The sequence below is a fragment of the Neorhizobium sp. USDA 3394 genome (genome assembly GCF_056280385.1).
Window position 1 is genome coordinate 2,180,295 of record NZ_JBWCDU010000001.1, and the last position, 19,520, is coordinate 2,199,814.

The 19,520-nt window shown below is 60.1% G+C and carries 32 protein-coding genes; 2 read left to right on the top strand and 30 right to left on the bottom strand.

From position 1 onward, the window contains the following. Nucleotides 1-140: 140 nt before the first annotated feature. On the bottom strand, nucleotides 141-551 hold the full coding sequence (locus ACZ9EJ_RS10435; RefSeq protein WP_046640758.1) for a DUF4112 domain-containing protein: 411 nt from the start codon (nucleotides 549-551) through the stop codon (nucleotides 141-143). A 210-nt stretch (nucleotides 552-761) separates the two neighbouring features. On the opposite strand from ACZ9EJ_RS10435, the gene msrP reads away from it, so the two are divergent. Continuing rightward, nucleotides 762-1,706 carry a protein-methionine-sulfoxide reductase catalytic subunit MsrP gene (gene msrP, locus ACZ9EJ_RS10440; protein ID WP_046640759.1) on the top strand — a complete coding sequence of 315 codons (945 nt, stop codon included), beginning with the start codon at nucleotides 762-764 and terminating at the stop codon, nucleotides 1,704-1,706. A gap of 2 nt (nucleotides 1,707-1,708) precedes the next feature. Next, on the top strand, nucleotides 1,709-2,374 hold the full coding sequence (gene msrQ, locus ACZ9EJ_RS10445; protein ID WP_046640760.1) for a protein-methionine-sulfoxide reductase heme-binding subunit MsrQ: 666 nt from the start codon (nucleotides 1,709-1,711) through the stop codon (nucleotides 2,372-2,374). Between the two features lie 105 nt (nucleotides 2,375-2,479). Here msrQ and ACZ9EJ_RS10450 read toward each other — a convergent pair whose 3' ends face one another. The 29 genes from ACZ9EJ_RS10450 to tuf form a co-directional block, all read right to left on the bottom strand. Continuing rightward, nucleotides 2,480-3,061 (bottom strand): DoxX family protein, encoded by a 582-nt coding sequence (locus ACZ9EJ_RS10450; RefSeq protein ID WP_046635336.1) that lies wholly within the window; start codon nucleotides 3,059-3,061, stop codon nucleotides 2,480-2,482. Nucleotides 3,062-3,235: 174 nt separating this feature from the next. Beyond that, the gene (rplQ, locus tag ACZ9EJ_RS10455) at nucleotides 3,236-3,661 is read right to left on the bottom strand and encodes a 50S ribosomal protein L17 (RefSeq protein WP_007766870.1); all 426 of its coding nucleotides are present in this window, start codon (nucleotides 3,659-3,661) and stop codon (nucleotides 3,236-3,238) included. A gap of 136 nt (nucleotides 3,662-3,797) precedes the next feature. Further along, nucleotides 3,798-4,808: a DNA-directed RNA polymerase subunit alpha gene (locus ACZ9EJ_RS10460; protein WP_007766867.1), complete on the bottom strand. Its 1,011-nt coding sequence runs from the start codon at nucleotides 4,806-4,808 to the stop codon at nucleotides 3,798-3,800. Between the two features lie 196 nt (nucleotides 4,809-5,004). Then, complete coding sequence (rpsK, locus tag ACZ9EJ_RS10465; protein WP_007766864.1) at nucleotides 5,005-5,394, bottom strand: 30S ribosomal protein S11; 390 nt, start codon at nucleotides 5,392-5,394, stop codon at nucleotides 5,005-5,007. 122 nt (nucleotides 5,395-5,516) lie between these two features. Beyond that, nucleotides 5,517-5,885, bottom strand: coding sequence for a 30S ribosomal protein S13 (gene rpsM, locus ACZ9EJ_RS10470; protein ID WP_037084707.1), 369 nt, complete (start codon nucleotides 5,883-5,885; stop codon nucleotides 5,517-5,519). Between the two features lie 239 nt (nucleotides 5,886-6,124). Continuing rightward, a complete protein-coding gene (locus ACZ9EJ_RS10475; RefSeq protein WP_046635338.1) occupies nucleotides 6,125-6,775 on the bottom strand; it encodes an adenylate kinase in 651 nt (216 codons plus the stop codon). Beyond that, the gene (gene secY / locus ACZ9EJ_RS10480; RefSeq protein ID WP_037084710.1) at nucleotides 6,772-8,112 is read right to left on the bottom strand and encodes a preprotein translocase subunit SecY; all 1,341 of its coding nucleotides are present in this window, start codon (nucleotides 8,110-8,112) and stop codon (nucleotides 6,772-6,774) included. Before secY ends, ACZ9EJ_RS10475 begins: the two co-directional genes overlap by 4 nt. A 239-nt stretch (nucleotides 8,113-8,351) precedes the next feature. Then, the gene (gene rplO / locus ACZ9EJ_RS10485; protein WP_046635339.1) at nucleotides 8,352-8,831 is read right to left on the bottom strand and encodes a 50S ribosomal protein L15; all 480 of its coding nucleotides are present in this window, start codon (nucleotides 8,829-8,831) and stop codon (nucleotides 8,352-8,354) included. Between the two features lie 16 nt (nucleotides 8,832-8,847). Then, nucleotides 8,848-9,060 (bottom strand): 50S ribosomal protein L30, encoded by a 213-nt coding sequence (gene rpmD / locus ACZ9EJ_RS10490; RefSeq protein ID WP_037084714.1) that lies wholly within the window; start codon nucleotides 9,058-9,060, stop codon nucleotides 8,848-8,850. 11 nt (nucleotides 9,061-9,071) lie between these two features. Then, nucleotides 9,072-9,641 (bottom strand): 30S ribosomal protein S5, encoded by a 570-nt coding sequence (gene rpsE, locus ACZ9EJ_RS10495; protein WP_037084719.1) that lies wholly within the window; start codon nucleotides 9,639-9,641, stop codon nucleotides 9,072-9,074. 151 nt (nucleotides 9,642-9,792) lie between these two features. Further along, a complete protein-coding gene (rplR, locus tag ACZ9EJ_RS10500; protein WP_037084721.1) occupies nucleotides 9,793-10,155 on the bottom strand; it encodes a 50S ribosomal protein L18 in 363 nt (120 codons plus the stop codon). 12 nt (nucleotides 10,156-10,167) lie between these two features. Further along, entirely contained in the window at nucleotides 10,168-10,701 is a 534-nt protein-coding gene (gene rplF / locus ACZ9EJ_RS10505) for a 50S ribosomal protein L6 (protein ID WP_046635340.1), read from the bottom strand. Nucleotides 10,702-10,744: 43 nt separating this feature from the next. Continuing rightward, nucleotides 10,745-11,143 (bottom strand): 30S ribosomal protein S8, encoded by a 399-nt coding sequence (gene rpsH / locus ACZ9EJ_RS10510; protein ID WP_037084724.1) that lies wholly within the window; start codon nucleotides 11,141-11,143, stop codon nucleotides 10,745-10,747. Nucleotides 11,144-11,155: 12 nt separating this feature from the next. After that, the gene (gene rpsN, locus ACZ9EJ_RS10515; RefSeq protein ID WP_007770129.1) at nucleotides 11,156-11,461 is read right to left on the bottom strand and encodes a 30S ribosomal protein S14; all 306 of its coding nucleotides are present in this window, start codon (nucleotides 11,459-11,461) and stop codon (nucleotides 11,156-11,158) included. A 33-nt stretch (nucleotides 11,462-11,494) separates the two neighbouring features. Further along, nucleotides 11,495-12,052: a 50S ribosomal protein L5 gene (gene rplE, locus ACZ9EJ_RS10520; RefSeq protein ID WP_046635341.1), complete on the bottom strand. Its 558-nt coding sequence runs from the start codon at nucleotides 12,050-12,052 to the stop codon at nucleotides 11,495-11,497. Beyond that, the gene (rplX, locus tag ACZ9EJ_RS10525) at nucleotides 12,045-12,353 is read right to left on the bottom strand and encodes a 50S ribosomal protein L24 (RefSeq protein WP_046635342.1); all 309 of its coding nucleotides are present in this window, start codon (nucleotides 12,351-12,353) and stop codon (nucleotides 12,045-12,047) included. Before rplX ends, rplE begins: the two co-directional genes overlap by 8 nt. A gap of 12 nt (nucleotides 12,354-12,365) precedes the next feature. Next, a complete protein-coding gene (gene rplN / locus ACZ9EJ_RS10530; RefSeq protein ID WP_007770138.1) occupies nucleotides 12,366-12,734 on the bottom strand; it encodes a 50S ribosomal protein L14 in 369 nt (122 codons plus the stop codon). 235 nt (nucleotides 12,735-12,969) lie between these two features. Continuing rightward, nucleotides 12,970-13,206 (bottom strand): 30S ribosomal protein S17, encoded by a 237-nt coding sequence (rpsQ, locus tag ACZ9EJ_RS10535; protein WP_038585841.1) that lies wholly within the window; start codon nucleotides 13,204-13,206, stop codon nucleotides 12,970-12,972. An 11-nt stretch (nucleotides 13,207-13,217) separates the two neighbouring features. Then, complete coding sequence (gene rpmC / locus ACZ9EJ_RS10540; RefSeq protein ID WP_007770142.1) at nucleotides 13,218-13,418, bottom strand: 50S ribosomal protein L29; 201 nt, start codon at nucleotides 13,416-13,418, stop codon at nucleotides 13,218-13,220. A 12-nt stretch (nucleotides 13,419-13,430) separates the two neighbouring features. Continuing rightward, entirely contained in the window at nucleotides 13,431-13,844 is a 414-nt protein-coding gene (gene rplP, locus ACZ9EJ_RS10545; protein WP_007770145.1) for a 50S ribosomal protein L16, read from the bottom strand. 38 nt (nucleotides 13,845-13,882) lie between these two features. Then, nucleotides 13,883-14,623 carry a 30S ribosomal protein S3 gene (rpsC, locus tag ACZ9EJ_RS10550; RefSeq protein WP_046635344.1) on the bottom strand — a complete coding sequence of 247 codons (741 nt, stop codon included), beginning with the start codon at nucleotides 14,621-14,623 and terminating at the stop codon, nucleotides 13,883-13,885. Beyond that, nucleotides 14,623-15,012, bottom strand: a complete 390-nt coding sequence (gene rplV, locus ACZ9EJ_RS10555; RefSeq protein ID WP_007770149.1) for a 50S ribosomal protein L22 — start codon at nucleotides 15,010-15,012, stop codon at nucleotides 14,623-14,625. Before rplV ends, rpsC begins: the two co-directional genes overlap by 1 nt. Before the next feature lie 2 nt (nucleotides 15,013-15,014). After that, entirely contained in the window at nucleotides 15,015-15,293 is a 279-nt protein-coding gene (gene rpsS / locus ACZ9EJ_RS10560) for a 30S ribosomal protein S19 (RefSeq protein ID WP_007770151.1), read from the bottom strand. A gap of 15 nt (nucleotides 15,294-15,308) precedes the next feature. Then, complete coding sequence (gene rplB / locus ACZ9EJ_RS10565; protein WP_037084730.1) at nucleotides 15,309-16,145, bottom strand: 50S ribosomal protein L2; 837 nt, start codon at nucleotides 16,143-16,145, stop codon at nucleotides 15,309-15,311. A gap of 11 nt (nucleotides 16,146-16,156) precedes the next feature. Next, nucleotides 16,157-16,450 carry a 50S ribosomal protein L23 gene (locus ACZ9EJ_RS10570; RefSeq protein ID WP_007761057.1) on the bottom strand — a complete coding sequence of 98 codons (294 nt, stop codon included), beginning with the start codon at nucleotides 16,448-16,450 and terminating at the stop codon, nucleotides 16,157-16,159. After that, complete coding sequence (rplD, locus tag ACZ9EJ_RS10575; RefSeq protein WP_037084733.1) at nucleotides 16,447-17,067, bottom strand: 50S ribosomal protein L4; 621 nt, start codon at nucleotides 17,065-17,067, stop codon at nucleotides 16,447-16,449. The genes ACZ9EJ_RS10570 and rplD overlap by 4 nt, the downstream gene beginning before the upstream one ends. Before the next feature lie 13 nt (nucleotides 17,068-17,080). Continuing rightward, nucleotides 17,081-17,722, bottom strand: a complete 642-nt coding sequence (gene rplC / locus ACZ9EJ_RS10580; RefSeq protein WP_037084734.1) for a 50S ribosomal protein L3 — start codon at nucleotides 17,720-17,722, stop codon at nucleotides 17,081-17,083. 37 nt (nucleotides 17,723-17,759) lie between these two features. Further along, nucleotides 17,760-18,068 (bottom strand): 30S ribosomal protein S10, encoded by a 309-nt coding sequence (rpsJ, locus tag ACZ9EJ_RS10585; protein ID WP_003547547.1) that lies wholly within the window; start codon nucleotides 18,066-18,068, stop codon nucleotides 17,760-17,762. Nucleotides 18,069-18,330: 262 nt separating this feature from the next. Beyond that, a complete protein-coding gene (gene tuf / locus ACZ9EJ_RS10590; RefSeq protein ID WP_037088622.1) occupies nucleotides 18,331-19,506 on the bottom strand; it encodes an elongation factor Tu in 1,176 nt (391 codons plus the stop codon). Nucleotides 19,507-19,520 lie beyond the last annotated feature (14 nt).

Below are 19,520 nucleotides of genomic sequence, written 5' to 3' on the forward strand. Positions count from 1 at the left end.
GGCCGGCGCAGTCTACCCCTTTCGGGAGACGCGCGCAAAAGCCCATGGTTTTGCGGCTTTCCTAGCGCAAAGCGCCCGGAGTGTCACTATCATGACAGGCCAAAGCGGTACGGTTGGATCTGAGCGTCGACCCAGCGCCCTCACCTGTCCCGCAGTTCATCAGGATGGACGTCGAAGTGCTCGAGGATCATCTTGACGTTGCGGCGGTGCGACTTGAAGAAGAGGTCGAAGACATCGCCCGCCAGCGGCACGCTGCCGAGCAGGGAATCGGCGGCGACATTGCCGAGCATCCGGGTGAGCTTTGCGGGCGGCAGGCCGAGCTTGCGCGCTTCGTTGACGATGTAAAGGCCGACCAGCGCACCGCCCGCATCCCCCACGAGCGGAATGAGGCCGAAGACGGAATCGGCGCCGAAGCGGATCCGGGTGCCGGGAATGCCGATTGCCGTGTCCATCAGCCGCGCGATGCCCGAAAGGCGGCGCAGGCGCCGCAATCTCTCGGCGCGATCGGCAATTGTTTCATCCCGCCCGGCATCCCAGGTGCGTGCCGTCATCTGCAATCTCCTCCTGTCGGGCGAATGGCCCTACGATGAGAACTGAAGAACCCGAAATGGGGTTCCATCGAATGCATTTCCATCCGCAACTCTCCGGTTTTTTCACGCAAACGTGGTTCGAAGCCATCTTCGCGCGGCTGTGAAACCTTTCGGTTCCGCGTTACGTATAAGGGCAGGAAGGCACCTAGTGCCGCAGAGGAGATTTTCGACATGCCCGCCTATCGTCCGCCGCACATCGCGGCTTCCGAAATCACCCCCCGCGATATCTACATGTCGCGCCGGAATTTTATGGGCGCGGCGGCGGCCGCCGGACTTGCCTTTGCGGGCGCAGACAGTGCGTTTGCCGCACCGCTATCCGCCAAGCCCAGCGCCTTCAAGCTTGACGAGACGCTGACGCCGAAGGAGGCGGTCACCACCTATAACAATTTCTACGAATTCGGCGTCAACAAGGACGATCCCGCCGCCAATTCCGGCGACTTCAAGCCGACGCCGTGGTCCGTCAAGGTCGATGGCATGGTCGGCAAGCCGAAGGATTTCCGGCTCGAGGAACTGATGAAGATGAACCTCGAGGAGCGTACCTACCGGATGCGCTGCGTCGAAGGCTGGTCGATGGTGATCCCGTGGATCGGGTTCCCGCTGTCTGCGATCCTCGATCAGGTCGAGCCGCTCGGCAGCGCCAAATACGTCTCGTTCGAAACAGTCGTGCGGCCGGAGGAAATGCCGGGCCAGAAGGGATTCTTCCAGCCCCTGCCCTGGCCCTATATCGAAGGCCTGCGTCTCGACGAAGCGCGCCATCCCCTGGCGATCCTTGCGGTCGGCCTTTACGGCGAGACGCTGCCGAACCCCAACGGCGCACCGATCCGGCTCGTCGTGCCGTGGAAATACGGCTTCAAGAGCATCAAGTCGATCGTCCGGATCTCGCTGGTCGAGAAGCAGCCGGAAACCACCTGGAAGAACGCCAACGCCCGCGAATACGGCTTCTATTCCAACGTCAATCCGGCGGTCGATCATCCGCGCTGGAGCCAGGCGACGGAACAGCGGATCGGCGAAGGCGGCTTCTTCGGCGCCAACCGCCGGCCGACGCTGCCGTTCAACGGTTATGCGGACCAGGTGGCAAGCCTCTATGAAGGCCTCGACCTGAAGGCGAACTATTGAGAATGGCGAGCTTCCCTTCCTTGCCCCGCCGCTATCACAAGGCCAGCGTCTGGGCACTCTATGTGGTTGGGCTCATTCCCGCCGCCTGGTACTTCTATCTCGGGTCGACCGGTGGCCTCGGTTTCAATCCGGTCAAGGAGTTCGAGCATCAACTCGGAATCTGGGCGCTGCGGTTCATCATCGCGACGCTGGCGATAACGCCGCTGCGCGATCTCGCCGGGATCAACTGGGTGCGCTATCGCCGGGCGCTTGGGCTGATCGCCTTCTATTACGTGCTCTTACATTTTTCGGTCTATCTGTCGCTCGACCTGCGCTTCGATTTCGGCGCCGTCGGCGGCGATATTGCCAAGCGGCCCTATATCACCATCGGCTTTGCCTGCCTGCTGATGCTGATCCCGCTTGCGGTCACCTCCAACAACTGGTCGATCCGCAAGCTCGCCCAGGGCTGGAACAGGCTGCACAGGCTGATCTACCTGATCGCCGCCGGCGGGGCGCTTCACTACGTGCTGGCGGTCAAATCGGTGACGCTGGTGCCGTTCATCCACATAGGCCTGATTGCGCTGTTGCTGGCCTACCGGGCCGTCAGGCGGCCGCTCATGAACTGGAAACGCGGCAACAACAAGCCAGCAAAACCCGTGGCTTCGCAGAGGGCAAGGCAGAACGGTTGACCCGGAGGGCGGATCGGATCCCGCTGTCCGCACGCATGCCCTCAACGCAAAGAGCCGGACACATCGGTCCGGCTCCTTTCATGTTGAGCAGCCTTCTAGACCCACTCAGAACTGCTTGCGGAACAGTAGCCTGTCGAGCGACAGGTAACCTCCTCCGAAGGCGGCGTAGAGGAAGGCGCCTCCGGTCCAGAACAGCGATGCCAGTTCTGCCTTGCCCTGAACCTGCTCCAGGAAGATGTGACCGCCATCCTTCAGCCGCACCAATGCCTGCGGCGTGAACAGCTGCTGACCGCTGGCCTTCAGCGCCTCGATGCCGGCCGGGGTCAGGAAGGCTTCGCCATAGGGATGCGTGAAGTGGAACCAGAGTGTCATGGCCAGCATCACGCCATTGGCGAGCGCCACGGGGCGTGTAAACAAGCCGGCAGCGATGAACATGCCGCCGAAGAATTGCAGGGCGGCCAAGAAGGGCGACCAGAACCAGCCCGGGTACATTCCGATATTTTCGACGAAGCCGACCTGCGCAAACGGTGCAATGATCTTCGGCCATCCTTCGATTACCAGCATGCCGCCGACCGCCAGCCGGAATATGCTCCAGGCCATGGGCTGCGCCAGCTTTTCATAGACAGGGGCCAAAGCGGGAATGACGAGTTCGTCTTTCGCATTCTCAAAAACTACATGTTCAACCATTTTCCGTACCTCACGATTTTGTCTCAATGCCGAGACCTTATCGCTTTGGCCGAGGAAGCTCTTGACGCAAGTCAAGCCATACGATCGATCGCGAGATCGCCACCATCGTTGACCTGAAACGCAAAAAAGCCGGGCGTCTCCACCCGGCCTTTTCAATTCCGACGATGCGGAAAATTACGCGGCTTCGGCAGCGTCTGCTTCAGCGGCAACACGAGCCTTGTCGGCTGCGCCCTTGGCGTCAACATCGCGTTCAACGAACTCGATGACGGCCATGGCAGCGTTGTCGCCCTGGCGGAAGCCGGCCTTCATGATGCGCAGGTAACCGCCGTTGCGGGTTGCGTAACGCGAAGCGATTGCGTCGAACAGCTTCTTGACGGCGTCCTGGTCCTGGATCTGCGAGATCGCCTGACGACGAGCGTGCAGGTCGCCGCGCTTGCCGAGGGTGACGAGCTTTTCGACGATCGGACGGATTTCCTTCGCCTTCGGAAGGGTCGTGACGATCTGCTCGTGGGTGATGAGCGAAGCCGCCATGTTGGCGAACATCGCCTTGCGGTGGCTGGCGGTACGATTGAGCTTGCGGCCGGCTACTCCGTGGCGCATGGCTATTCTCCTTTAATGCAGGTACCCAGTTCTTCTTAGGGCCTGCCGTTTCCTGGCACATACGGGCACTCATCTCTTCCGATCAGAGGCCCGCTGTTTGACGGGGAAAGGCAGTCAAAACCTGCCTTTGTTGATTTCAGTACTGGTCTTCGTAACGCTTGGCGAGATCTTCGATATTTTCCGGCGGCCAAGCGGGAACTTCCATACCCAGATGGAGGCCCATGGATGCCAGAACTTCCTTGATCTCGTTCAGCGACTTGCGACCGAAATTCGGAGTGCGCAGCATTTCCGCCTCGGTCTTCTGGATGAGATCGCCGATGTAAACGATGTTGTCGTTCTTCAGGCAGTTGGCCGAACGGACAGACAGTTCCAGTTCGTCCACCTTCTTGAGAAGCGCCGGGTTGAACGCGAGTTCGGTAACCGATTCTTCTTCGACGTCCTTCTGCGGCTCGTCGAAGTTGACGAAGACCGAGAGCTGGTCCTGAAGGATGCGAGCGGCGAAGGCAACGGCGTCTTCACCCGTGACCGAGCCATCGGTTTCGATGGTCATGGTCAGCTTGTCGTAGTCGAGAACCTGACCTTCGCGGGTGTTTTCCACCTTGTAGGACACTTTCTTGACCGGCGAATAGAGGCTGTCGACCGGGATGAGACCGATCGGAGCATCTTCGGCACGGTTACGATCGGCCGGGACGTAACCCTTGCCGTTGTTGACCGTGAATTCCATACGGATCTCGGCGCCCTCGTCGAGGGTGCAGATGACATGGTGCGGATTGAGGATCTCGATATCGCCAACCGTCTGGATGTCGCCGGCGGTTACCGAGCCCGGGCCCTGCTTGCGCACGACCATGCGCTTTGCGTCGTCGCCATCCATCTTGATGGCGATTTCCTTGATGTTGAGCACGATGTCCGTCACATCTTCCCGGACGCCCGGGATGGAGGAGAACTCATGCAATACGCCATCGATCTGCACGGCGGTCACAGCCGCACCGCGCAGAGACGACAGAAGCACGCGACGAAGCGCGTTGCCGAGCGTCAGGCCGAAGCCGCGCTCGAGGGGTTCGGCAACCAGGGTTACCTTGGTACGGCCGGAGGAGGAGAATTCCACCTTGTTCGGCTTGATCAGTTCCTGCCAGTTCTTCTGGATCATCACTAAATACCTTCCGTTCGTTGCCACCATCCAATCGTGACAACCGAGCATGAGGGGCACCGATCGGAACCATGTCCATCGGCGATATGGGTAAAGCCGCCGAACCCCCGCAGAGGGTCAGGCGGCTATTCCCGAGCTCAGACAGAGGCCGCCCAATTCTCGATGCGAGATCGGCAGCCTCTTCAATTTCCGACGATCAGACGCGGCGCTTCTTGCGCGGGCGGCAGCCGTTGTGCGGGATCGGGGTCACGTCGCGGATCGAGGTGATCATGAAGCCGGCAGCCTGCAGAGCGCGCAGAGCCGATTCACGGCCGGAACCCGGGCCGCAGACTTCGACTTCCAGCGACTTCATGCCATGCTCCTGCGCCTTCTTGGCACAGTCTTCGGCAGCGATCTGGGCCGCGAACGGGGTCGACTTGCGCGAACCCTTGAAGCCCTTTGCACCAGCGGACGACCAGGCAATCGCATTGCCCTGCGCGTCGGTGATGGTAATCATCGTGTTGTTGAAGGTAGAATTGACGTGGGCAACGCCCGACGTGATATTTTTACGCTCGCGTCTACGGACGCGGGTGGCTTCCTTGGCCATTTTATCCCTTTCGTTGATCTCTGCACCGCCGTAATTCCAGCGGCTCCACCTTGGAGTGAGCAGTCATTGATCGTCAATGAGCGGGATCAGATCACCACCCACCGACGACTGCTCGCCCAAAATTACTTCTTCTTACCGGCGATCGCCTTTGCCGGACCCTTGCGGGTGCGGGCATTGGTGTGCGTGCGCTGACCGCGGACCGGGAGGCCACGGCGATGACGCAGGCCGCGGTAGCAGCCGAGGTCCATCAAACGCTTGATGTTCATCGCGGTTTCGCGACGAAGGTCACCTTCGACCTGATAGTCGCGGTCGATGGTTTCGCGGATCTGCAGGATTTCCGAGTCCGTCAGCTGATGGACGCGCTTTTCAGCCGGAAGACCGACCTTCTCCATGATTTCCGATGCGAATTTCGGGCCGATCCCGTGAATGTAGGTCAGCGCGATGACAACGCGCTTCGCAGTCGGGATGTTGACGCCAGCGATACGTGCCACGCCTATTCTCCTTGTTCCAGTTGCCATCCGGCAAGTGGTACTTCTTCCATGAAAGCAGCCAGATCTATGGCCGCCAGTTCAAACACCATACGGAACAGGTCAAAACGACCGGTCTCGGATGTCCTTGCGGGAAATCCGCGCCGATCGCTAAAGCTGTCGCGAGTTGGCGCGGTGTTTAACGGAATCAGCGCTTAAATGCAACCGCTCCGCCCAAGATTCTTTAACAGATAGATGACGGCTCAAAGAGCCGCCAGGATATTTTCGATATCGGCCGTGACCTTGTCCATGTCGGCCATGCCGTCGACAGCCTTGAGCTTGCCCTTGGCGTGGTAATAACCGATCAGCGGCGAGGTTTCCTTGTAGTAGACCTCGAGGCGCTTGGTCATGGTCTCAGCATTGTCGTCGGGACGGCGCTTGAAATGCGTCGAACCGCACTTGTCGCAGACGCCTTCCTGAGACGGCTTCTTGTCCGTGTCGTGATAGGTCGTGCCGCAGTTGGCGCAGGAATAACGACCCGAGACGCGACGCACCAGTTCCTTGTCGTCGACACGCAGTTCGATGACGACGGAAAGATCGAGACCCTTCGCCTTCAGCATCGCCTCTGTGGCATCCGCCTGCACCAGGGTGCGCGGGAAGCCATCGAGGATGAAGCCGTTGGCGCAATCGGGCTGGTCGATACGCTCGGAGACGATCGCATTGACGATCTCGTCGGAGACGAGGTTGCCTGCATCCATGACGGCCTTGGCGCGCTTGCCAACTTCCGTCTCCGCGGCGACCGCCGCACGCAGCATATCGCCCGTGGAGAGCTGCGGGATACCGTGCTTCTCCACGATCCGCTGGGCCTGGGTACCCTTCCCCGCACCCGGCGGCCCTAAAAGAATCAGTCTCATCGTCCCCTCTTTCCTCCGCGCAGTTTCGACTTCTTGATCAGACCCTCATACTGCTGCGCAATGAGGTGCCCCTGAATCTGTGCTACCGTATCGAGGGTTACACTGACAACAATCAAAAGCGAAGTCCCACCAAGGGCTAATGGCACGCCGCTGCGGGCCACCAGGAATTCCGGCAGGATGCAGACGAAGACAAGGTAGATCGCGCCGACGACCGTGATGCGGGTCAGCACGTAATCGATGTATTCGGCCGTGCGTTCGCCCGGACGGATGCCCGGAATGAAGCCGCCATGCTTCTTCAGATTGTCGGCGGTGTCCTTCGGATTGAAGACGATCGCCGTGTAGAAGAAGGCGAAGAAGGCAATCAGCAGGCCGTAGAGCAGCATGAACAGCGGCTGGCCGTGGCCGAGCGCCGAGATGATCATGGTCGCCCAGTCCGGCAGACCGCTATTGCCGGCAAAGCCCGCAGCGGTCGCCGGCAGGAGCAGCAGCGACGAGGCGAAGATGGCCGGAATGACGCCCGAAGTGTTGAGCTTCAGCGGCAGGTGCGACGTATCGCCCTGGAACATGCGGTTGCCGACCTGACGCTTCGGATACTGGATCAGAAGGCGGCGCTGGGCGCGTTCGACAAAAACGATGAGCGCGATGACGCCGATGGCCACCACGATAACCGTGAGAATCAGTGCAGTCGGAAGCGCACCGGTGCGGCCGAGCTCCAACGTGCCGGCCAGCGCGGTCGGAAGACCTGCGGCGATGCCTGCGAAGATGATCAGCGAAATGCCGTTACCGATGCCGCGCGAGGTGATCTGCTCACCAAGCCACATCAGGAACATGGTGCCGCCGAGCAGCGTCACGACCGTCGAAATCTTGAAGAACCAACCCGGATCGAGCACCAGGCCCTGGCCGCTTTCGAGGCCGGCTGCAATGCCATACGCCTGCAGCGTACCGAGCAGCACCGTGCCGTAACGGGTGTACTGGTTGATGATCTTGCGGCCGGCCTCGCCTTCCTTCTTGAGGTTTTCAAGCGAGGGGACGACCGAGGTCATCAGCTGCACGATGATCGATGCGGAAATATAGGGCATGATGCCGAGCGCGAAGATCGCCATGCGCTCCACTGCACCGCCCGAGAACATGTTGAAAAGTCCGAGGATGCCACCGGCCTGGCCGCGGAAGGCCTGCGCATAGGCTTCGGGGTTCAAGCCCGGAAGCGGAATATGGGTACCAAGGCGATACACGAGAAGTGCCGCGAGGGTAAACCAAAGCCGCTTCTTGAGATCCTCCGCTTTTGCGAAAGTCGCAAAATTCAGATTGGAGGCAAGTTGTTCCGCTGCAGAAGCCATGCAATTCTCCGCCTGACCAATTCTCCGGCGGCGGGGGGAATGCCAGGTCCGGAAAGCAGTCTAAAAATTCTGGTTCAAAAAACCGGGCGCGCGAGATTGCCAATGCAATCGGATGCCTCACCCTGTTTTCCGTATGATCCCGGTCAGGCGACCAACAGGATCGCTTCGGGATCGTGAGGCTCACATATGGAGATAAAATCGCCCGGTGTGAAGCACAAACCGGGCGATTTCAAAACGATTTATTCGGCCGCTGCTTCGGCTACGACGAGCAGCTTGATCGAAGCGCCGGCCTTTTCGATCTTCTCGACGGCAGCCTTGGAGGCGCCGGCAACTTCGATCGAAACCTTCGCCGTCAGCTCGCCGTCGGCGAGGAGACGTACGCCGTCCTTCGGACGACGGATGACGCCAGCAGCCTTGAGGGCGGCGGCATCGATCGTTGCCTTCGGGTCGAGCTTCTTGGCATCAATCGCAGCCTGGATACGGCCGAGCGAAACGACGGCGTAGTCAGTCTTGAAGATGTTGGTGAAGCCGCGCTTCGGCAGGCGACGATAGATCGGCATCTGGCCGCCTTCGAAGCCCTTGATCGCGACGCCGGAACGGGCCTTCTGACCCTTCACGCCGCGACCACCGGTCTTGCCCTTGCCCGAACCGATACCGCGACCTACGCGGATACGGTCCTTGGAAGAGCCTTCGTTGTCCTTGATCTCATTCAGTTTCATGGTCAATTCCTCCGTCTCACTTCTCGTCGACGACGCGAACGAGATGCTGGACAGCCCGGATCATGCCACGAACGGAAGGAGTATCTTCCAACGTACGGGTCCGGTGCATCTTGTTGAGGCCGAGACCGATGAGCGTCTGACGCTGCACGGCCGGGCGGCGGATGGGGCTACCGGTCTGCTCGACCGTAACCGTCTTCTTGGCTTCTGCCTGGGTGGCTTTCTTGGCCATTATCGCTCTCCTTATTCTTCCTGCGCATTGCCGGAAGCGGCGCGGCGAGACTGCAGCGTTGCATACTTGATGCCGCGCTGAGCTGCTACGTCCTTCGGATGCACCTGATGCTTCAGGGCGTCGAACGTGGCGCGAACCATGTTGTAGGGGTTCGACGAACCGGTCGACTTGGCAACGACGTCATGGACGCCGAGCGTTTCGAATACGGCGCGCATCGGGCCGCCGGCGATGATGCCGGTACCAGCCTTGGCCGAGCGCAGCAGAACCTTGCCGGCGCCGTGACGGCCGTTGACATCGTGATGCAGCGTACGGCCATCACGCAGGGGAACGAAGATCAGATCGCGCTTTGCGCTTTCGGTCGCCTTGCGGATGGCTTCCGGCACTTCGCGTGCCTTGCCATGGCCGAAGCCGACGCGGCCCTTCTGGTCGCCGACGACGACGAGAGCTGCAAAACCAAAACGACGGCCGCCCTTGACGACCTTGGCGACGCGGTTGATCGCGACCAGCTTGTCGACGAATTCGCTATCGCGCTCTTCGCGGCTCTGGCGATCTTCGCGCTGGCCTCTTCTTTCTTGTGCCATTGTTCTTTTCCTTTTTCTTTTCCGGGTGCAATGGGCAATTTCCGGGAGCCAACCATCCCCTGCCCACGAAGGACTAGGATGGGACGACTGATGCGTGCGGCGAACCGCATTTCGCCCGCCTCCCCTATTTCAGGGATGCGGGCGAAAATTCTTAGAAGCTCAGACCGCCTTCGCGGGCAGCTTCGGCCAGGGCCTTGATACGGCCGTGATAGATGAAGGCGCCGCGATCGAACACGACTTCCGTCACGCCGGCCTTGGTGGCGCGTTCCGCAACCAGCTTGCCGACAGCAGCAGCAGCCGCAACGTCAGCGCCGGTCTTCAGCGAGGCGCGCAGACCAGCGTCGAGCGTGGAGGCGGCAGCAAGCGTGCGGCCGGCCACGTCGTCGATGACCTGGACATAGATGTTCTTGGACGAGCGATGAACCGACAGACGCGGACGGCCGTTTGCGACCTTCTTGATCTGGCGGCGAACACGGCTCGCACGCTTTGTGAGTGCTTCTTTTCTGGTAGCCATGATCCGTCGTCCTTACTTCTTCTTGCCTTCCTTGCGGACGATCCGTTCCTCAGCGTACTTGACGCCTTTGCCCTTGTAAGGCTCTGGACCGCGGTATTCACGGATCTCCGCGGCAACCTGACCGACCTGCTGCTTATTGATGCCGGTGACGACGATTTCCGTCGGCTTCGGCACGGCAATGGTGATGCCTTCCGGGGTCTGGTAGACCACGTCGTGGGAAAAACCAAGCGCCAGCTGCAGGTTCTTGCCCTGCAGAGATGCGCGGTAACCAACGCCGTTGATTTCAAGCTTACGCTCAAAACCGTCCTTCACACCCTTGAAGATGTTTTCGATCATCGTGCGGGACATGCCCCACTTCGAGCGAGCATCCTTGCTGTCGTTGACCGGGGTCACCGAGACAGCATTGTTTTCGAGTTCCAGCTTGATCTCGTCGTTTGCGACGAAGAAAAGCTCACCCTTCGGGCCCTTGGCAGTCACTTTCTGGCCATCAACAGTGGCCGTGATCCCTGCAGGAACCGGAACGGGTTTTTTACCGATACGAGACATGTTTCAATCCTGTCTGTTCGCTATGGAGTTCCCCTGCCCTGCCTTAGAAGACAGAGCAGAGAACCTCGCCACCAACGTTCTGTTCGCGAGCCTGGTGATCGGCCATCACGCCCTTCGGAGTCGAAAGGATGGTGATGCCGAGGCCGTTCGCGACCTGCGGAATGGACTTTACCGAGACATAAACCCGGCGGCCCGGCTTGGACACGCGGCCGATCTCACGGATCACCGACGCGCCTTCGTAGTACTTGAGTTCGATTTCGATCTCGGCCTTGCCGTTACCGTAGTCGATTTCCGAATAACCGCGGATATAGCCTTCAGCCTGCAGAACGTCGAGAACGCGGGCACGCAGCTTGGAAGCAGGCGTGGAAACGGTCGACTTGCGGCGGGCTGCGCCGTTGCGGATGCGGGTGAGCATATCGCCCAAGGGATCAGTCATGGTCATCTAACGATCTCCTTACCAGCTCGACTTGACGATGCCCGGCACCTTGCCGAGATTGCCGAGCTCACGAAGCGCGATACGCGACATTCTGAGCTTGCGATAGAAAGCGCGCGGGCGACCGGTGACTTCGCAGCGGTTGCGGATACGCGTCTTCGAGCCATCGCGCGGCAGGGAAGCGAGCTTCAGGGTTGCCTTGAACCGTTCTTCGATCGAAAGTTCCTGGTTCATGATGGTTGCCTTCAGGGTCGCACGCTTGGCGGCCTGGTTGGCAACTGTCTTGCGGCGGCGCTTGTTCTTTTCAACTGCGCTGGTTTTCGCCATATGGGAGTTCCTTCTAAACGCTCGTCGTTACGGTTACTGGCGGAACGGGAAGTTGAACTCTTTCAGGAGAGCCCGTGCTTCGTCGTCCTTGGTAGCCGTCGTGCAAACGATGATGTCCATGCCCCACATCTGATCAACCTTGTCGTAGTTGATCTCTGGGAACACAATGTGTTCCTTGATGCCCATGGCGAAGTTGCCACGGCCGTCAAAGCTTTTCGGGTTCAGGCCGCGAAAGTCTCGAACGCGCGGAAGCGCGATGTTGACCAGACGATCCAGGAATTCGTACATGCGGGCGCCGCGAAGCGTGACCTTGGCACCGATCGGCATGAATTCGCGAACCTTGAAGCCCGCGATCGAGTTCCGCGCCTTGGTGATGACCGGCTTCTGGCCGGCAATGGCGGCCAGGTCGGCGGCAGCCACGGAAGGCTTCTTCGAGTCGGCCGTCGCTTCGCCAACACCCATGTTGATGACGATCTTGTCCAGCTTGGGGATCATCATGTCGTTGGTGTAGGAGAACTGCTCCTTCAACGCGGCGCGGATACGGGAATTGTATTCCACCTTGAGCCGCGGCTCATACTTTGCCTCAGCCATCGATCACATCTCCCGTACGCTTGGCTACACGCACCTTCTTGCCGTCGATGACGGAGAAGCCAACGCGGGTCGGCTTGCCGTCTTTCGCGACGATCGCGATGTTCGACAGGTGAATGGACGCTTCCTTGTTGATGATGCCGGCTTCCTGCGTCTGAGACTGACGCTGGTGGCGCTTCACCATGTTGATGCCACGCACGACGGCGCGGTCTTCCTTCGGCATAACCTGAAGGACTTCGCCGGTACGGCCCTTGTCCTTGCCGGCGAGTACGACGACGCTGTCGCCCTTCTTGATCTTGTTCATCGCATGAGCTCCTTACAGTACTTCCGGAGCCAGCGAGATGATCTTCATGTGGTTCTTGGCGCGAAGTTCGCGCGGAACCGGTCCGAAGATACGGGTGCCGATCGGCTCTTTCTTGTTGTCGATGAGGACCGCTGCGTTGTTGTCGAAGCGGATGACGCTGCCGTCCGGCCGACGGATGTCCTTGGCGGTACGCACAACAACCGCCTTCATCACGTCACCCTTCTTGACGCGGCCGCGCGGGATGGCTTCCTTGATCGAAACGACAATGATGTCGCCGATGGAAGCGTACTTGCGCTTGGAGCCGCCCAGCACCTTGATGCACATGACACGACGTGCGCCGGAATTATCCGCCACGTCGAGGTTTGTTTGCATCTGAATCATGTCAGGTCGCCTTTTTCTAATGACCGAAACGACCGGGCGTTAAAAACGCCCCGTTTCGGCTTATGGACAGAATCTCGTTGTGCGCGGGTGGGGTCTTGCCAAGGTGGTTTCCTTAAAAAGGACCTTCCCTGCGCTCAAAGCAAAAGAACGCTCGTTTCCGAGCGTCCTGCGCCAGTGGGGTGCTTCATACAGGATTCTGCGCTGGGCGCAAGGCCCAGACGCAGTCCGAAGCAAATTAAGCCTGGGCGGAAATAACCGTCCAGGTCTTGTCCTTGGAGATCGGCGCGCATTCCTCGATGGAAACGACGTCACCTACCTTGTACTGGTTGTTCTCGTCATGCGCCTTGTACTTCTTGGAACGGCGGACCGTCTTCTGAAGCAGCGGATGCGCGAAGCGGCGCTCGACCCGGACAACAACGGTCTTCTCGTTCTTGTCGGAAACTACGACGCCCTGCAGAATGCGTTTCGGCATATTATTTTTCCTTAGGCCTTGGCTTCTGCCGCCTTCTGGCGGGCAATGGTTTTCACGCGGGCGATGTCCTTGCGAACTTCGGTGATGCGCGAGGACTTCTCGAGCTGGCCGGTTGCCTTCTGGAAGCGCAGGTTGAACTGCTCCTTCTTCAGGTCGGCGAGCTTGTCCTTGAGCTGATCGGCCGTGAGGCCGCGAACGTCTTCGGCTTTCATGTGCCTTGCTCCTTACTCTGCGATGCGCTGTACGAAGCGCGTCTTGACCGAGAGCTTGGCAGCACCGAGACGAAGCGCCTCGCGGGCGAGCTCCTCGGAAACACCGTCGATCTCGAACATCATGCGACCGGGCTTGACCTTGCAAGCCCAGTATTCGACGCCGCCCTTACCCTTACCCATGCGGACTTCGGTCGGCTTTGCGGTGACCGGAACGTCCGGGAACACGCGGATCCAGACACGGCCGGCGCGCTTCATCGCGCGGGTGATCGCGCGGCGGGCCGCTTCGATCTCGCGGGCGTTGACGCGGTTAGGTTCCTGGGACTTCAGACCAAATTCACCGAAGGCCAGGTCGAAGCCGCCCTTGGCCACACCCTTGATGCGACCCTTGAACTGCTTGCGGTACTTGGTACGCTTTGGCTGCAACATTTTCTTACTTCTCCGAGCTTATCTTTCGCCAGCGTTGATCAAGCGTTTTCGCGGCGGCGATCGCCACGGTCACCACGATCGCCGCGTTCGCGGCTTGCGGGACCCTGGGCATCGCCTTCCATGGCGCGACGTTCAGAAGCCATCGGATCGTGCTCAAGGATTTCGCCCTTGAAGATCCAGACCTTGATGCCGCAGATGCCGAATGCGGTTTCGGCTTCCGCCGTACCGTAGTCGATGTCTGCACGCAGCGTGTGAAGCGGAACGCGACCTTCGCGGTACCATTCGGTGCGGGCGATTTCAGCACCGCCGAGACGGCCGGCGCAGGTGATCTTGATGCCTTCGGCACCGAGACGCATGGCCGACTGAACGGCACGCTTCATCGCACGGCGGAAGGCCACGCGACGCTCGAGCTGCTGGGCGATCGACTGGGCGACGAGCGTCGAGTCGATTTCCGGCTTGCGCACTTCAACGATGTTGAGATGCGTTTCCGAATTGGTCATCGTCGCGATCTTCTTGCGAAGCTTCTCGATGTCAGCGCCCTTCTTGCCGATGATCAGGCCCGGACGAGCCGAGTGGATCGTGACGCGGCACTTCTTGTGCGGACGCTCGATGACCACCTTGGCGATACCGGCCTGCTTCAGCTCCTGCATCAGGTAGGCGCGGATCTTCAGGTCCTCATGGAGGAGCTGACCGTATTCCGCGTTGTCGGCGAACCAACGGCTGTCCCAGGTGCGGTTAATGCCGAGGCGGAAACCGATCGGATTAATTTTCTGGCCCATTATGCAGCCTCCCCTTTTTCCTCGACTTCGCGGACGACGATCGTCAGATGCGAGAAAGGCTTCTCGATCCGCGATGCACGGCCGCGGCCGCGAGCGTGGAAGCGCTTCATCACGATCGACTTGCCTACATAGGCTTCCGAAACGATCAACGCGTCGACGTCGAGGTCATGGTTGTTTTCGGCATTGGCGATTGCAGACTCGAGGGTCTTCTTCACCGTGCCGGCGATGCGCTTGCGCGAGAATTCAAGTTCCGCAAGCGCGCGTTCGACCTTCTTGCCGCGGATCATGGCGGCAACGAGGTTCAGCTTCTGGGGGCTGACGCGGAGCGTGCGCGCAACTGCCTGCGCCTCGTTATCCTTCAGCCGGCGTTCGGTCTTAGCCTTCGCCATGATTACTTCCTCTTCGCCTTCTTGTCCGCGCCGTGACCGTAATAGGTACGGGTGGGAGCGAATTCACCGAACTTGTGTCCGACCATGTCTTCGTTGACGCTGACCGGAATGTGCTTGCTGCCGTTGTAGACGCCGAACGTCAGACCAACGAACTGCGGCAGGATAGTGGACCGGCGGGTCCACATCTTGATTACTTCACTCCGTCCGCCTTCGCGCACCTTCTCAGCCTTCTTGAGAAGATAGCCGTCAACAAACGGACCTTTCCATACTGAACGAGCCATTAGTGACTTCCTCTCTTACTTCTTGCGCTGGTGGCGCGAACGCATGATGAACTTGTCCGTGGACTTGTTCGAACGTGTGCGCTTGCCCTTGGTCGGCTTGCCCCAGGGGCTGACCGGATGACGGCCACCCGAGGTGCGGCCTTCACCACCGCCGTGCGGATGGTCGACCGGGTTCATGACGACGCCGCGGTTATGCGGACGCTTGCCGCGCCAGACGGTACGACCGGCCTTGCCGTCGTTGATGTTGCCGTGATCCGGGTTGGAAACCGCACCGATCGAAGCCAGGCAGGAGCCCGGTACGAGGCGCTGTTCGCCGGAGTTCAGGCGCAGGATCGCCATGCCGGCATCGCGGCCGACGAGCTGAACGTAGGTGCCTGCGGAGCGAGCCATCTGGCCACCCTTGCCCGGCTTCATTTCGACGTTGTGAACGATCGAGCCGACCGGGATGTACTGCAGCGGCATGGTGTTGCCGGGCTTTACGTCGACGGCCTTTTCGGACGCGATCACCTTGTCGCCGGCAGCAAGACGCTGCGGAGCCAGGATGTAGGCCTGCTCACCGTCGGTATAGGTGACGAGAGCGATGAAGGCTGTACGGTTCGGATCGTATTCCAGACGCTCGACCGTGCCTTCGACGTCGAACTTGCGACGCTTGAAGTCGATCAGGCGATAGGTACGCTTGTGACCGCCGCCGATGAAGCGGGCGGTGATGCGGCCGTAGTTGTTGCGGCCGCCGCTCTTGGAGAGACCCTCGGTGAGCTTCTTGACGGGCTTACCCTTCCAGAGGCCGGACCGGTCGACGATGACCAGCTGACGCTGGCTCGGGGTCGTCGGGTTGTAGCTTTTCAATGCCATTATCTTATACCTCAGAGACCGGTGGAGACGTCGATCGTCTGACCTTCGGCCAGGGTGACGACAGCCTTCTTGACGTCCTTCTGCTTGCCGATGAAGCCACGGAACCGCTTTACCTTGCCCTTGCGGACAAGCGTGTTGACGGCCGTGACCTTCACACCGAACAGCGCCTCTACGGCAGCCTTGATTTCCGGCTTGGAAGCAGTCTTGGCAACGTTGAAGACGACCTGGTTCTGTTCGGATACCAGCGTCGACTTTTCGGTGATCGAGGGAGATACGATCACATCATAGTGGCGGATGTCGGTCACTTGAAACGCTCCTCTAGAGCTTCCACCGCGGCCTTGGAAAGCACCAGCTTGCCGCGACGCAGGATGTCGTAAACATTGATGCCCTGAACCGGCAGAACATCGACGTTCGGGATGTTCTGGGCTGCGAGCTTGAAGTTGCTGTCGAGCTCAACGCCGCCGATGAACAACACGTTGGTGAGGCCGAGCGAAGCGAAGGAACCGGCAAGCGCCTTGGTCTTTGCTTCGGCGGCAACCAGGTTGTCGACGATGATGATGTCTTCAGCCTTCATCTTTGCAGAGAGGGCGTGACGGAGAGCCAGCGCGCGAACCTTCTTGGGAAGGTCATGCTCGTGGCTGCGAACGACCGGGCCGTGAGCCTTGCCGCCGCCGCGGAACTGCGGAGCGCGAGCCGAATGGTGACGAGCGCGGCCCGTACCCTTCTGCTTGTACATCTTGGCGCCGGTGCGGGAGACTTCAGCACGACCCTTGGTCTTGTGCGTGCCCTGCTGCTTCTTGGCGAGCTGCCAACGAACCATGCGGGCCAGAATGTCTTCGCGGGGATCGAGGCCGAAAATCTCGTCCGACAGGGCTACCTTGCCGGCGTCTTTTCCCTCGAGGGTCTTGACGTTAAATTCCATGTGCTTGGCTCCCTTACTTCGCGGCCGACTTGACGGCATCGCGAACGACGATCCAAGCGCCCTTGGAGCCGGGAACGGCACCCTTGACGAGGATCAGGCCACGGTTCTCGTCGGTGGAAACGACTTCGAGGTTCTGGGTGGTGATACGCGTCTGGCCCATGTGACCAGCCATGCGCTTGCCCTTCCAGACCTTGCCCGGATCCTGGTTGTTACCAGTCGAACCATGCGAACGGTGCGAAACGGACACACCGTGCGTGGCGCGGAGACCACCGAAGTTGTGGCGCTTCATGGCGCCGGCGAAACCCTTACCGATCGAGGTACCGGTGACGTCCACCAGCTGACCCGCCGTAAAGTGACCTGCCGTCAGCTCGGTGCCGACGTCGATCAGATTGTCTTCGGAAACGCGAAACTCGACGAGCTTCGCCTTCGGCTCGACTTCGGCAACGGCGAAATGGCCGCGCAGCGCCTTGGTCGTGTTCTTCACCTTGGCGGTGCCGGCACCCAGCTGAACGGCAGTGTAGCCGTTCTTGTCTACGGTGCGCTGAGCCACGACCTGGCAGTTTTCCAACCGCAATACGGTTACAGGGACATGCTCGCCTGCGTCGTTATAGACGCGCGTCATTCCCACCTTCTGTGCAATTACACCTGAACGCATCGGTTCAATCCTTCTCACTCAGCCCGAGACAAAAGTCTCAGAGCTTGATCTCAACATCGACACCAGCGGCGAGGTCGAGCTTCATCAGCGCGTCCACCGTCTGCGGTGTCGGGTCAACGATATCGAGAAGGCGCTTGTGCGTGCGCATCTCGAACTGCTCGCGGCTCTTCTTGTCGATGTGGGGGGACCGGTTTACCGTAAACTTCTCGATGCGGGTCGGAAGCGGAACGGGGCCCCGGACGCTTGCGCCGGTGCGCTTCGCCGTCGACACGATCTCGCGCGTCGACGCGTCGAGAATGCGGTGATCGAACGCCTTCAGGCGAATGCGGATATTTTGGCCGTTCATTCGACGTTATCCTTGTTGTCTGTTTATCCACGTGCCAACCCAATAGGGCACGGGTTGTTCTCTTACCTTAAGGCGGACCACCGGTTTCAAAGATCGAAGGGGACACCGAAATACGGCGTCCCTTTCCAGTCTTCGGGCCTTTGGCCCACCTTGTTTGTTCCTTGCCCGCCTCGAACCCGAAGCAGACGGCAAATCACGCTCGCGCGCCATTTGCTACATTTTTGTGTCATACGCAAGCGGCCAGGGCCGCTTGCGTTAAAACTTACTCGATGATCGAGGCGACGATGCCGGCGCCGACGGTGCGGCCGCCTTCGCGGATCGCGAAGCGCAGCTTTTCTTCCATCGCGATCGGAACGATCAGCTCGACGGCAACCGTGACGTTGTCGCCCGGCATGACCATTTCCGTGCCTTCCGGCAGCGACACGATGCCCGTCACGTCCGTCGTGCGGAAGTAGAACTGCGGACGGTAGTTGGTGAAGAACGGCGTATGACGGCCGCCTTCTTCCTTCGTCAGGATGTAGGCTTCAGCCATGAACTTCTTGTGCGGCTTGACCGAACCCGGCTTGCAGAGAATCTGGCCACGCTCGACGCCGTCACGGTTCACGCCGCGAACGAGAGCGCCGATGTTGTCGCCGGCCTGGCCCTGGTCGAGCAGCTTGCGGAACATTTCAACGCCGGTCACCGTCGTCTTCGAGGTCGGGCGGATGCCGACGATCTCGACTTCTTCGCCGACCTTGACGATGCCGCGCTCGACGCGGCCGGTCACGACCGTACCACGACCCGAGATCGAGAACACGTCTTCGATCGGCATCAGGAACGGCATGTTGATCGGACGCTCAGGCGTCGGGATGTAGGCGTCGACGGCAGCCATCAGCTCGCGGATCGAATCCTCGCCGATCTTCTTGTCCGAATCTTCGAGAGCGGCAAGCGCCGAACCCTTGATGATCGGAATGTCGTCGCCCGGGAAGTCGTAGGACGACAGAAGTTCGCGGACTTCCAGTTCGACGAGCTCGAGAAGCTCGGCGTCGTCGACCTGGTCGACCTTGTTGAGGAACACGACGATCGCCGGAACGCCGACCTGACGGGCGAGCAGGATGTGCTCGCGGGTCTGCGGCATCGGGCCGTCGGCTGCCGAGCAGACCAGGATCGCACCGTCCATCTGGGCAGCACCGGTGATCATGTTCTTGACGTAATCGGCGTGGCCGGGGCAGTCGACGTGGGCATAATGGCGGGCCGGCGTCTCATATTCGACGTGCGCCGTCGAAATGGTGATGCCGCGAGCCTTCTCTTCAGGAGCCGCGTCGATCTGGTCATAGGCCTTGTACTCGCCGAAGTACTTCGTGATCGCGGCCGTCAGCGACGTCTTGCCATGGTCAACGTGACCGATCGTGCCAATGTTGACGTGCGGCTTGTTGCGCTCAAACTTGCTCTTTGCCATTTCCGGCTTCTCCG

What these genes read in the sequence shown, in the direction of transcription:
- rpsN (WP_007770129.1), bottom strand. Translation starts at nt 11,461, where the DNA reads ATGGCGAAAACCAGCGCAGTTGAAAAGAACAAGCGCCGCCGCAAGACA.
- rpsS (WP_007770151.1), bottom strand. Translation starts at nt 15,293, where the DNA reads ATGGCTCGTTCAGTATGGAAAGGTCCGTTTGTTGACGGCTATCTTCTC.
- rpsJ (WP_003547547.1), bottom strand. Translation starts at nt 18,068, where the DNA reads ATGAACGGCCAAAATATCCGCATTCGCCTGAAGGCGTTCGATCACCGC.
- rplQ (WP_007766870.1), bottom strand. Translation starts at nt 3,661, where the DNA reads ATGCGCCACGGAGTAGCCGGCCGCAAGCTCAATCGTACCGCCAGCCAC.
- rplP (WP_007770145.1), bottom strand. Translation starts at nt 13,844, where the DNA reads ATGTTGCAGCCAAAGCGTACCAAGTACCGCAAGCAGTTCAAGGGTCGC.
- rplD (WP_037084733.1), bottom strand. Translation starts at nt 17,067, where the DNA reads ATGGAATTTAACGTCAAGACCCTCGAGGGAAAAGACGCCGGCAAGGTA.
- rpsE (WP_037084719.1), bottom strand. Translation starts at nt 9,641, where the DNA reads ATGGCACAAGAAAGAAGAGGCCAGCGCGAAGATCGCCAGAGCCGCGAA.
- rplX (WP_046635342.1), bottom strand. Translation starts at nt 12,353, where the DNA reads ATGAACAAGATCAAGAAGGGCGACAGCGTCGTCGTACTCGCCGGCAAG.
- rplC (WP_037084734.1), bottom strand. Translation starts at nt 17,722, where the DNA reads ATGCGTTCAGGTGTAATTGCACAGAAGGTGGGAATGACGCGCGTCTAT.
- tuf (WP_037088622.1), bottom strand. Translation starts at nt 19,506, where the DNA reads ATGGCAAAGAGCAAGTTTGAGCGCAACAAGCCGCACGTCAACATTGGC.
- msrQ (WP_046640760.1), top strand. Translation starts at nt 1,709, where the DNA reads ATGGCGAGCTTCCCTTCCTTGCCCCGCCGCTATCACAAGGCCAGCGTC.
- rplR (WP_037084721.1), bottom strand. Translation starts at nt 10,155, where the DNA reads ATGGCTACCAGAAAAGAAGCACTCACAAAGCGTGCGAGCCGTGTTCGC.
- ACZ9EJ_RS10460 (WP_007766867.1), bottom strand. Translation starts at nt 4,808, where the DNA reads ATGATCCAGAAGAACTGGCAGGAACTGATCAAGCCGAACAAGGTGGAA.
- rplV (WP_007770149.1), bottom strand. Translation starts at nt 15,012, where the DNA reads ATGGCGAAGGCTAAGACCGAACGCCGGCTGAAGGATAACGAGGCGCAG.
- ACZ9EJ_RS10435 (WP_046640758.1), bottom strand. Translation starts at nt 551, where the DNA reads ATGACGGCACGCACCTGGGATGCCGGGCGGGATGAAACAATTGCCGAT.
- rplF (WP_046635340.1), bottom strand. Translation starts at nt 10,701, where the DNA reads ATGTCTCGTATCGGTAAAAAACCCGTTCCGGTTCCTGCAGGGATCACG.
- msrP (WP_046640759.1), top strand. Translation starts at nt 762, where the DNA reads ATGCCCGCCTATCGTCCGCCGCACATCGCGGCTTCCGAAATCACCCCC.
- rplE (WP_046635341.1), bottom strand. Translation starts at nt 12,052, where the DNA reads ATGGCTGAGGCAAAGTATGAGCCGCGGCTCAAGGTGGAATACAATTCC.
- rpmC (WP_007770142.1), bottom strand. Translation starts at nt 13,418, where the DNA reads ATGAAAGCCGAAGACGTTCGCGGCCTCACGGCCGATCAGCTCAAGGAC.
- ACZ9EJ_RS10450 (WP_046635336.1), bottom strand. Translation starts at nt 3,061, where the DNA reads ATGGTTGAACATGTAGTTTTTGAGAATGCGAAAGACGAACTCGTCATT.
- rpsC (WP_046635344.1), bottom strand. Translation starts at nt 14,623, where the DNA reads ATGGGCCAGAAAATTAATCCGATCGGTTTCCGCCTCGGCATTAACCGC.
- rplB (WP_037084730.1), bottom strand. Translation starts at nt 16,145, where the DNA reads ATGGCATTGAAAAGCTACAACCCGACGACCCCGAGCCAGCGTCAGCTG.
- ACZ9EJ_RS10475 (WP_046635338.1), bottom strand. Translation starts at nt 6,775, where the DNA reads ATGAGACTGATTCTTTTAGGGCCGCCGGGTGCGGGGAAGGGTACCCAG.
- rpmD (WP_037084714.1), bottom strand. Translation starts at nt 9,060, where the DNA reads ATGGCCAAGAAAGCCACCCAGGCAGAAGCCAAGAAGACGGTTACGGTC.
- rpsH (WP_037084724.1), bottom strand. Translation starts at nt 11,143, where the DNA reads ATGACCATGACTGATCCCTTGGGCGATATGCTCACCCGCATCCGCAAC.
- rpsQ (WP_038585841.1), bottom strand. Translation starts at nt 13,206, where the DNA reads ATGCCGAAACGCATTCTGCAGGGCGTCGTAGTTTCCGACAAGAACGAG.
- rpsK (WP_007766864.1), bottom strand. Translation starts at nt 5,394, where the DNA reads ATGGCCAAGGAAGCCACCCGCGTCCGTAGACGCGAGCGTAAAAATATC.
- secY (WP_037084710.1), bottom strand. Translation starts at nt 8,112, where the DNA reads ATGGCTTCTGCAGCGGAACAACTTGCCTCCAATCTGAATTTTGCGACT.
- rplN (WP_007770138.1), bottom strand. Translation starts at nt 12,734, where the DNA reads ATGATTCAGATGCAAACAAACCTCGACGTGGCGGATAATTCCGGCGCA.
- rplO (WP_046635339.1), bottom strand. Translation starts at nt 8,831, where the DNA reads ATGAAACTGAATGAGATCAAGGACAACGAAGGCTCTTCCAAGGACCGT.